Origin of the sequence: Nonomuraea sp. H19 (genome assembly GCF_052068215.1) — a bacterium.
Classification (GTDB): Bacteria; Actinomycetota; Actinomycetes; order Streptosporangiales; family Streptosporangiaceae; genus Nonomuraea.
In genome coordinates this window covers 202146-210783 of record NZ_JBQHCV010000023.1, presented here as the reverse complement: position 1 = coordinate 210783, position 8638 = coordinate 202146, and the positions used below count along the sequence as shown (strand labels likewise).

The following is an 8638-nucleotide window of genomic DNA, read 5'->3' as shown; positions in this document are numbered from 1 at the left end:
GTGACCGCGGGCAGGTTGGGCAGCGTGCGCGGCAGCAGCCCGCGTTGCAGCTCCTTGGCGCGGGTGTGCTCCCTGTCGTACAGGCGCGCGCGTTCCATGGCCTGGGCGACCAGCCCGCTGAGCGCGGTGAGCAGGTTACGCTCCTCACCGGTGAACTGGTGCGGCTCGGCGAAGGAGACGCTACAGCTGCCCACCGGGCGTCCCGAGGCGATCAATGGCAGGAAGGCCCACGCTTTCTTGCCTCCCGCCGCCGGAAGGTCCGCCGTCGCGGGGTAGCGCTCGATGTACTCCTCGGCCGAGCTGACGAACGTCGGGGTGCGATTGCGTAGAACCTCCGCGATCGGGACCCCTTCGCCGGGTGGCATCCGGGCCACCCGGTCAATGAACTCTTGTGAATACCCGGTGAACCCGACCGTCCGCAGATGGTCGCCCTCCAGGAAGGCGAGCATCAGTCCGGAGGCGCCGAACGCCGGCAAGATGTGATCGGCGGCTGCGTCCACGACGTCGCGAATGGTGACCGCCTCGGCCAGCGCCCTGGCCAGCTGCCCGATACGGGAGCTCCGCTCCCGCTCCGCGGAAGCGCGCTCGGCTTTGCTCACCCGTGGTCCGGTGACCGTTTCCAGGATGTCATGGGTCTTGGTGACGTCCCACAGGGTGCCGATCATGCGTGCCGGTTCGCCGTTGTCATCGCGCACCAGTCGGCCACGAACCCGCACCCAGCCGGACGTACCGTCCGGGCGGCACACCCGGTACTCGGAGTTGTGCATCCGCCCCGTGCGGATCGCCTCGTCCACGTCAGCCAGCACCCACGGCAGATCCTCAGGGTGGACAATGCCCGTCCAGGACTCGATTCGTCCATCGAAGGCGTCCGGATCGAGGCCGAGGACGGTGAGCATCGCGTCGTTCCAGACGACATCACCGGTCCGGATGTCCCAGTCCCATGTGCCGACCGCCTGCAGATCCTGCCGCAGATGCGAGCCCGTGAGCTGTTCCTGCCAGCCCACGAGTCCCGAATCAGGCGGCGATGCGGAGGATTTGCTCAGGCGCTCGCCGGCCCATCGGCCCAGCGTGTCGAGAAAGGCCCGTTGCCCGGCCGACGGCTCCTGCGAGGAGACCGTCACCACCGACAGCGCGCCGAGCGGCCCGCCGGGGCCGACCAGCGGGACGGCCACCATCGCTGTATCGACCGGCCAGGACCAGGACTCGGCTTCGGAGCCGTCCGGTCGGCCGTTCGCCGTCGCGCCAGGTGCGGGTATCTCCGCGGCGAAGTCCGCCAGAGGCACTTGCACGAACACACCGTCCCGGAACGCGCGCGCCGGGGCCATCGGGCCGTTCCCGTCAATGTGCTCCCATACCTGGCCCAAGGCCGGGGGGAGTCCGCTGGTCGCTACAAGGCGCAGCCCGCCGCCGCGGGCAGGACTACCGAGATGCATCATGCCGCCCAGCCCGGCAAGATCGGCCACCGCCTGCTGGATCGCGAACCGCAGCAGCTCGATCCCCCACAGATCGTCACCGACCGCTGCCAGCAGCCGTTTCCGCTGCTCGGAAACCTGGTCCGCCCGGGTGATCCGCAGATCTTGCGTACGCTGTTCGCCCATCCCCATCCCTTGCCCTTCACCACGTCGCCAGGGTCTTCACCAGGGTCGATCCTGCGGAGCCGGGCTCTGGGACGCGTCTGCGGTATTGATATGGGAGGAATCTTCATATATGGGGTATATGTCCCGAGTATAACTACCCAGGTCACAGGCTTCATCGCTCCGCAACTCGCCGGTCTGTGGACGCGCTACCTCGACGACGAGATCGACTTCGGCACCGAGGCCGAGACCACGGTCCACTACGAGTACTACAGGTGATCAGAGAGCCAGGGGCCGATCCTCCTCGGCCCCTGGCCGCTTGGGCGGTGACGAGGAAGGCGACGCTGCAACGGGCACGATGAGGGCATGGTCGCCATGCGTGATGGACGGGTGCTCCGGGGCGTCTGGCGACTGCTGCGGCGATTGCCCCCAGGCGTCGCCAGGAGGGCGGTCCGGCTCATCGCTGGTGCGCAGTCGATGCGGGAATCCGGCTACTGGAAGACCGCGTATCGACCAGGAGTGCTCACCCCCGAGCGGACCTTCCGTGGCGTCGCAGCGTTGCAGGGCGAGGAGAAACTCCGCCACCGAGGTCGCGAACTGCGTCATGTCGTCGATGCGCCCCTGGGCTGCCGTCTCGCCCTCGATCCAGCCGCGGATGGACCAGGGAAAGGGATAGCCCTCACCAGGAGCGCCCTTGGCCACGATCGCCGGAATGGGGACAGGTAGCGACGACGCCAGCCGGGGCAGCCACTGGTGTTCCTTGTCGATTGCGGGGACGTAGCCGGCGGCGGTGGGCAGCCGGGCCGTCATCTCGTCACCTAGGCGGTAGGTCCGGTTGTCCCAGCCGTCGATCTCCACCGGGGTCACGGGCAGGTCGCTCCACTGCGGGAACTGCGCAGCGATCAAGCGTTTCACCAGGGCGGCGTCGATTCCGGCACGGCCGTCGAGAGGAGTCGAAACCGTCCCGCGATCATTGCCTCCGGCAATCGTGCCGTGCAACCGGGTTTCTGACCTGCGGTGATCTCACCGGGCGGGGCGACGGGGACCTCGCCCCGCGAGGCGCTGGGAGACGACCCCGACCAGCGGATTGAGCAGCCACAGGTAGGGCACTCCGTCCATCACCCACGTCAGCCCCGCGGTGAGCAGCCAGAAGAGCCCGGTGGCCGCCAGCATGAAGGCCCTCACCCGCAACGCCCGCCGGTCCTCCCCCGGCCGCAGAACCCCGTCCGCGAGGACCGCCCAGAGCAGCGCGGCCTCGGAGAGCAACAGCGCGGCCACCGCGGCGGCGAACAGGCAGATGGCCAGCGGATTGCTCACCGAGTCGCCGATCAGCCCGGTCGAGTACGGCAGCAGCACGACGACGATGAGCAAGGGGACGTGCAGGAACAGGATCCGGGACGACGCCCGGGTGATCTGGTCGAACATGCGGTGATGCCCGCGCCAGGCGGTCCAGAGGATCAGGAACGCGATGACGAAGGCCAGGAACTGCCCGGAGTTGCCGGTGAGAAAGCCCCAAAGGCGGCTCGCCATGACCATCCGGTCGTCGTCGCCCTGGATGAGCGCGGTGGGCGGCCGCGGGATCTCGACGACCAGCAACGTCATCGCGATGGCGAACAGGGCGTCGGCGAACACCCCGACCCGCTCGTGGCTCAGGCCGGGCTCGACCGCGGCCTCAGATGACGAGCCCCCATCGCTCAACGCCAACCTCCAGGCACCCACCGTAACAACGCGTGGATGCACGCCTGGCGCGTCTCTACCGGCGGGTTGCCGCGGGTCGCCGTCCTGCCGGACAGCGCCATGGTCGCGCTGGGCGGCCCGAGCCGCTGCGCCGGGGTCGCTGCTCTGTTACGAGGTTACGAGAGCGATGTCGAACCGCACCTCGACTTCGTCGCTGAGCTTGAGTGCGCCGAACAACGCCGAGTAGGGCCGAATCCCCCATCCGGACTGCACGATGGCCGCCGAGCCGTGGACGCGGCCCTCGGTCAGCGAGCCCTGTACGGCGACGGGCCGGGTGACACCGACCATGGTGAGGTCGCCCTCGACGCGGAACGACTCCGCGGTCCCATCGACCCCTGCCGACCGGAACGTGATCGTCGGGTAGCGGCCGGTGTGCAGAATCTTCTCTCGGACGATTTTCTCGATCTCCGCACGATCGGAGCTCGTCAGCGGTTTGACGCCGCCGGTTCCTTTCCGGACTTCGAGCGACTCGGCGTCGACCTCGACGGTCACCGAGGAGTTGGCCGGGTCGGCGGGGTCGATCGTGGCCTCGCCGCGCCAGCGGGTGACCTCGATGGTGAGGTCGTGGCCGGCCTTCGCGCCGAACCCAGTACGCGTCGTATTGACCAGGAGCCGACCGGATTCGGGCCCCAACGTGTAGCTACCAGCGGTGATGCTCACCTTGCCAGGTTAGCCCGCGCCGAAACGCCCGCGGTGGCGCATACCGTCGGCCGCTGGGGGCGTTCCGATAATTGGCCATCTCATGACCGGCGGCTCGGCCGGATGAGGACCCCTCGCCGTACACCTCAACTGCTACTCTATGCAATGAATTGATTACGTTGCGCCATAAGGGAGGGCTCGTGAAGGTCGCCTGCGTCGGCGGCGGACCCGCCAGCCTGTACTTCTCGATCATTATGAAGCGGGTGGACCCGTCCCATGACATCACCGTCTATGAGCGGAACCCGGCCGGGTCGACGTATGGCTGGGGCGTGACCTACTGGGACGAACTGCTCCAGACTCTCCAGGCTCTCGACCCCGAGTCCGGGAGCGCCATCAGCGAGAGCTCGGTCCGCTGGGACAGTTGGGTCGTGCACGTCCGCGACCGTGCGACGGTCATGGTGGAGCACGGGGAAGAGGGCTTCGGCATCGGCCGGCACAAGCTGCTCGACATCCTCGCCGAGCGGGCCCGGTCCCTCGGCGTACGCATCGAGTTCGAGCGCGAGATCACCGACGCGGGCGAGTTGGCCGACGCCGACCTCGTCGTCGCCGGCGACGGTGTCAACAGCGTGCTGCGCGAGCGCCACGCCGGCCACTTCGGCCCCGAGTTCAAGGTCGGGCGGAACACCTACACCTGGCTCGGCACCACCAAGATCTTCGAGTCCTTCACCTTCGCCTTCGTGGAGACCGAGCATGGCTGGATCTGGTGTTACGGCTACGGGTTCGGCAAGGACCACAGCACCTGCGTCGTCGAATGCTCCCCCGCGACCTGGAGGGGACTCGGCCTCGACCGGGCTAACCAGGCCGACGGCCTGGCCCTCTTGGAGAAGCTCTTCGCCGACATACTGGACGGGCACCCGCTGATCGGCCGGGCGAACCCGGACGGCAGCGCGCACTGGCTGAACTTCCGCACCCTGACCAACCGGTCGTGGTACCGCGACAACCTCGTCCTGATCGGAGACGCGGCCCACACCACCCACTACTCCATCGGCGCGGGCACCGCCCTCGCGCTGGGGGACGCCATCTTCCTGGTCAACGCGCTGCACGGAGGCACGCCACTCCAGCCCGCCCTCGCCCGTTACGAGCGAGAACGCAAATCCGAAATCCGGTCAGCCCAGAAAGCGGCCCGCTACAGCGCCCAGTGGTACGAAAGCCTCCCGCGCTACGTCAACCTCCCACCGGAGCAGATGTTCACGCTGCTCTTCCAGCGGCGCTCTCGGCTGCTCCCGCACGTCCCGCCGCGGCTGTACTACCGGATGGGCCAAACGTCCGAGCACGCCAGTGAGTCGCTGCACAAGGTCAAGCACTGGCTCGGCTCGAAGGTCTCGCGGTCCACGCCCCCCGGGTGACGTGGACGTGGTTGCTCCTGGGGCCTTCCTTTGAACGCGCCGGAAGTGGCACGCGTACCTCCACATGAGCCATCCGCTATGCCGGACAGTTCGTACCGCTCGCGAGGGCAGGAGGCATCGTCGTGGCCGTGCCGACAAGGCTTGGGCGAACAGCATTGGCCGTCGCGCTGGCAGCGGCGGTGTTGGTCGCCAACGCCGGCGCCGCCGTCGCCGCACCGCCGTCGCCCGCCAAGGCCCGGGCCAAGCTGGTGAAGCTGAACGAGCAGGCCGACCAACTGGTCGAGCAGTACAACCAGGCCACCGAGACCTACAAGACGGCCAAGAAGAAGCACGACGTGCTCAACGCCGAGCTCGGCCGCAAGGACGCGCAGGCCGACGCGCTGCGCAGGGATCTCGTCACGGCGGCGGTCGGCGACTACCAGACCGGCCCGATCACCGGCTGGCAGCGATTCGCCTTCCAGGACAGCCCTGAAGCGACTCTGAGCGGCATGGCCTCCCTCGATCAGCTCGCGCAGGCCAGGGCCGCGAAGGTGCGCGCCTTCGAGGCGGCCACCAAGGAACTGCGCGATCGGCGCGATGAGGCCCAGCGCGTCCTGGCGGAGGCCGACACGGCGCGCGACAAGGTACGCGACCAGAAGGCGAAGGTCGACAAGCTGGTCGCCGAGCAGACCAAGCTCTTACGACGGCTGGGCGCCTTCCGAGCCGGCAACCCCAACAGCACCGGCATCAAGTACACCGGCCCGGCCTCCGGCAACGCCCGCCTGGCACTCCAATTCGCCTTCGCCCAGGTCGGCAAGCCCTACCAATACGGCGCCGAAGGACCCAGCTCCTTCGACTGCTCCGGCCTCACCCAGGCCGCCTGGCGCACCGCAGGCGTCGAGCTGCCCCGCACGACCTGGACCCAATGGAGCTGGGGCGCCCCCCGTCGCGTCCCCCTGGACGCGTTACAGCCCGGGGACCTGCTCTTCAGCAAAGGCCTGGGACACATGGGCATGTACGCCGGCAACGGAAAAATGGTCCACGCACCCCAGACCGGAGACGTCGTCAAAGTCGTCGATCTCGACGACTACTGGCGCAACCGCCTGCTCGGCGCAATTCGCCCGTGACATGAGGCCGTGGCGATGCCTGCGGTGGAAGGAACCAGCGGCTTCCAAGCCGCTCACAAGTATGGGGCCCTATCTATAGGAGTGTCTGGTTCACGTTCCACCTCGGAGTCCCCTCATGCGTTTGCTCGCCCTTCTCACCGCCATCGCTCTCCCGCTGACCGTGGCCGCCCCGGCCGCGGCCACGCCGGCCATCTGGAAGTGGCGGACCGTCCACTCCGCCGACGGCATGGCCAGCGCCTGGGGCAAGGTCGCCATCAGCCAGTCCGGCTATGTCGTGTACGGCAACGTCGAGGACACCCGCGGCAGGGGCTGCGCCTGGGCCGTGTTGCGCGCACAGAGCGCGCGCAACGGCAGCTGGAAGACCCACGGGTACTACAACTGCACGCCCGGCACCGGCACCTTCCGCAAGGATTACGGTGGCGTGCTGCAGATCAAGGTCCAGGTCTGCCGCGGCGACAAGAAGCGCCCCACCGGCGAGTGCTCGAAGTGGAAGTCCATCTTCACCACGGGCATGTAGCCGTCACCGGCTGGCCCACAACATTCCTCGTTCGACGATGGTGCGCACGCTGTCGTTTTGCAGGACGTCGAGGCTGTGCCCCGGAGTCGTGACGAAGATCTTCCCGTTCCCCCAGCGCCGGGTCCAGATCGCCGGCGAGGTGACCTCCCGGTGCCAGGGGTCCCATGGCCGGACCTGCTGCGTCGTCGTCGCCAGCACGTCGATGTAGTCGTCCGTGAGAACCCAGTACTGCTCGGTGACGAGGTCGAAGTCCGCGATGCCTTCGGTGATGGGATGGCCGCTCGCCTCGGGCAGCATGTTCACGGTGTACGGCACGAAGTTGTCGGCCTGCGAGCCCTCCCGCTCGGCCGGGTCCTTGCCCGGATGACAGGCGAACTGCCCGCCGATGAGGTGCAGGTAGTCGGAAGAATTACGGAAGGAGTCAGCGATACCGCCATGCCAGCCCGCCATTCCCGTGCCTGCGCGAATCGCGTCCTCCAGCCCGCGGAGTTCCGCCTGCTCGATCGTGCCCATCGTGTAGCACTGCACGATGAGGTCGACACCGGACATGAACGCGGAGTCCGCGTACGGCGCTGGAGAGTCCGCCCGGCACACCTCGAACCCATGCTGCTCAAGAAAGGGAACGAAGAGATCCGTGGCCGCCACCGGGGCGTGCCCTTCCCAGCCGCCCCGCACCACGAGGGCCTTTCGGCCGTGTTCGACTGTCATGTTTTCGCCTATCGCTCAGAGGAGGTCGTCATGGTTCCCATCATGTCGCCGGTTCCGCGGCAAGCCCGGGCGGCGGCGATCATACTGGGCGAAGTATGAGCTTCATCGGTCCCCCCCGGCCGCACCCGCGCTGGTACCACGCGCAGACCGACCTGGACGACTTCGCCATCGTCAGCTACCGGGTGGACGCCGACGCGTTGGCCCGGCACCTGCCCGAGGGCTTCGCTCCCATGAAGATGACCTTCGGCGACGGACCGGGCGCCCTGGTCTCCGCGGTCGCTTTCAAGGACCGGGACTTCCATTTCCGCTTCCTTCCGCAGGTGAGCATCGACTGCGGTCAGATCAACTACCGGGCGTACGTCACCGCGTACGGCAGGCCGGGCGTCTGGTTCTTCGGCACCAGGCTCGACCATCCCGTCGTGGCGATCCCGCAGCACCTTTGGGGCATGCCGTGGCGCCGGGACCGCATCCGCATCGAGGCGGACTGGGACCGCACCCCGGCGCGCTGGCGGCTCGACGCCAACGACGCCCACTGCGACGCGGCCGAGCTTCCCCGGCCGCTCACCCTCCTGGACGGTTTCACGGACGAGCCGGACTGGCTGGACCGGCTCACCCATCCCACTTTGGGCTGGTACCGGCGCCGCGACGGCAGGGTGGGGACCTACAGCATCTGGCACCCTGTCATGCGCCCTCGCCATCTCGGCGTCGCCTCGGCGAGCTTTCCCGTCTTCGAACGCCTCGGCCTGATCACGCCGGACACACCACCGCACTCGGTCCTGGCTCAGCCGCGTCTGAGCTTCGACATCCACACCCCGCCGCGCCGCTTCCGCCCCGGCGCGTGAGCCCCCGTAACACCGAAGATCGTCACTGTGCGCGAGATGGCCATCGTTACGGTCACGAACCGTGCGCTGACAAACAGTCAACCCACCATTAGCGATGATTCTTCGCATC

At 68.0% G+C, this 8638-nt stretch carries 10 protein-coding genes; 5 read left to right on the top strand and 5 right to left on the bottom strand.

Features of this window, described 5'->3' with window-relative positions:
• Nucleotides 1-1289: PAS domain-containing protein (locus tag ACTMTI_RS40590; RefSeq protein ID WP_441126099.1), on the bottom strand; the 1289-nt coding region annotated here is incomplete at its 3' end.
• A 138-nt stretch (nt 1290-1427) separates the two neighbouring features.
• Here ACTMTI_RS40590 and ACTMTI_RS40585 point away from each other — a divergent pair.
• Nucleotides 1428-1853, top strand: coding sequence for a hypothetical protein (locus ACTMTI_RS40585; RefSeq protein ID WP_441126098.1), 426 nt, complete (start codon nt 1428-1430; stop codon nt 1851-1853).
• On the opposite strand, the gene ACTMTI_RS40580 is transcribed toward ACTMTI_RS40585, so the two are convergent.
• The 3 genes from ACTMTI_RS40580 to ACTMTI_RS40570 all read right to left on the bottom strand — a co-directional run bounded on the left by ACTMTI_RS40580 (nt 1854) and on the right by ACTMTI_RS40570 (nt 3971).
• Nucleotides 1854-2480, bottom strand: a complete 627-nt coding sequence (locus tag ACTMTI_RS40580; RefSeq protein ID WP_441126097.1) for a phosphotransferase — start codon at nt 2478-2480, stop codon at nt 1854-1856.
• 117 nt (nt 2481-2597) lie between these two features.
• A complete protein-coding gene (locus ACTMTI_RS40575) occupies nt 2598-3272 on the bottom strand; it encodes a TMEM175 family protein (RefSeq protein ID WP_441126096.1) in 675 nt (224 codons plus the stop codon).
• A 147-nt stretch (nt 3273-3419) separates the two neighbouring features.
• Complete coding sequence (locus tag ACTMTI_RS40570) at nt 3420-3971, bottom strand: YceI family protein (protein WP_441126095.1); 552 nt, start codon at nt 3969-3971, stop codon at nt 3420-3422.
• A gap of 179 nt (nt 3972-4150) precedes the next feature.
• On the opposite strand from ACTMTI_RS40570, the gene ACTMTI_RS40565 reads away from it, so the two are divergent.
• The 3 genes from ACTMTI_RS40565 (at nt 4151) to ACTMTI_RS40555 (ending at nt 6979) form a co-directional block, all read left to right on the top strand.
• On the top strand, nt 4151-5356 hold the full coding sequence (locus ACTMTI_RS40565; protein WP_441126094.1) for an FAD-dependent monooxygenase: 1206 nt from the start codon (nt 4151-4153) through the stop codon (nt 5354-5356).
• 128 nt (nt 5357-5484) lie between these two features.
• Complete coding sequence (locus ACTMTI_RS40560; protein ID WP_441126093.1) at nt 5485-6462, top strand: NlpC/P60 family protein; 978 nt, start codon at nt 5485-5487, stop codon at nt 6460-6462.
• 115 nt (nt 6463-6577) lie between these two features.
• Complete coding sequence (locus ACTMTI_RS40555) at nt 6578-6979, top strand: hypothetical protein (RefSeq protein WP_441126092.1); 402 nt, start codon at nt 6578-6580, stop codon at nt 6977-6979.
• A 3-nt stretch (nt 6980-6982) separates the two neighbouring features.
• On the opposite strand, the gene ACTMTI_RS40550 is transcribed toward ACTMTI_RS40555, so the two are convergent.
• Nucleotides 6983-7687 (bottom strand): ThuA domain-containing protein, encoded by a 705-nt coding sequence (locus ACTMTI_RS40550; protein WP_441126091.1) that lies wholly within the window; start codon nt 7685-7687, stop codon nt 6983-6985.
• 95 nt (nt 7688-7782) lie between these two features.
• Here ACTMTI_RS40550 and ACTMTI_RS40545 point away from each other — a divergent pair, with 95 nt between their 5' ends.
• Nucleotides 7783-8529 carry a DUF2071 domain-containing protein gene (locus ACTMTI_RS40545; RefSeq protein ID WP_441126090.1) on the top strand — a complete coding sequence of 249 codons (747 nt, stop codon included), beginning with the start codon at nt 7783-7785 and terminating at the stop codon, nt 8527-8529.
• Nucleotides 8530-8638: the final 109 nt, after the last annotated feature.

What these genes read in the sequence shown, in the direction of transcription:
- ACTMTI_RS40585 (WP_441126098.1), top strand. Translation starts at nt 1,428, where the DNA reads ATGCATCATGCCGCCCAGCCCGGCAAGATCGGCCACCGCCTGCTGGAT.
- ACTMTI_RS40555 (WP_441126092.1), top strand. Translation starts at nt 6,578, where the DNA reads ATGCGTTTGCTCGCCCTTCTCACCGCCATCGCTCTCCCGCTGACCGTG.
- ACTMTI_RS40550 (WP_441126091.1), bottom strand. Translation starts at nt 7,687, where the DNA reads ATGACAGTCGAACACGGCCGAAAGGCCCTCGTGGTGCGGGGCGGCTGG.
- ACTMTI_RS40545 (WP_441126090.1), top strand. Translation starts at nt 7,783, where the DNA reads ATGAGCTTCATCGGTCCCCCCCGGCCGCACCCGCGCTGGTACCACGCG.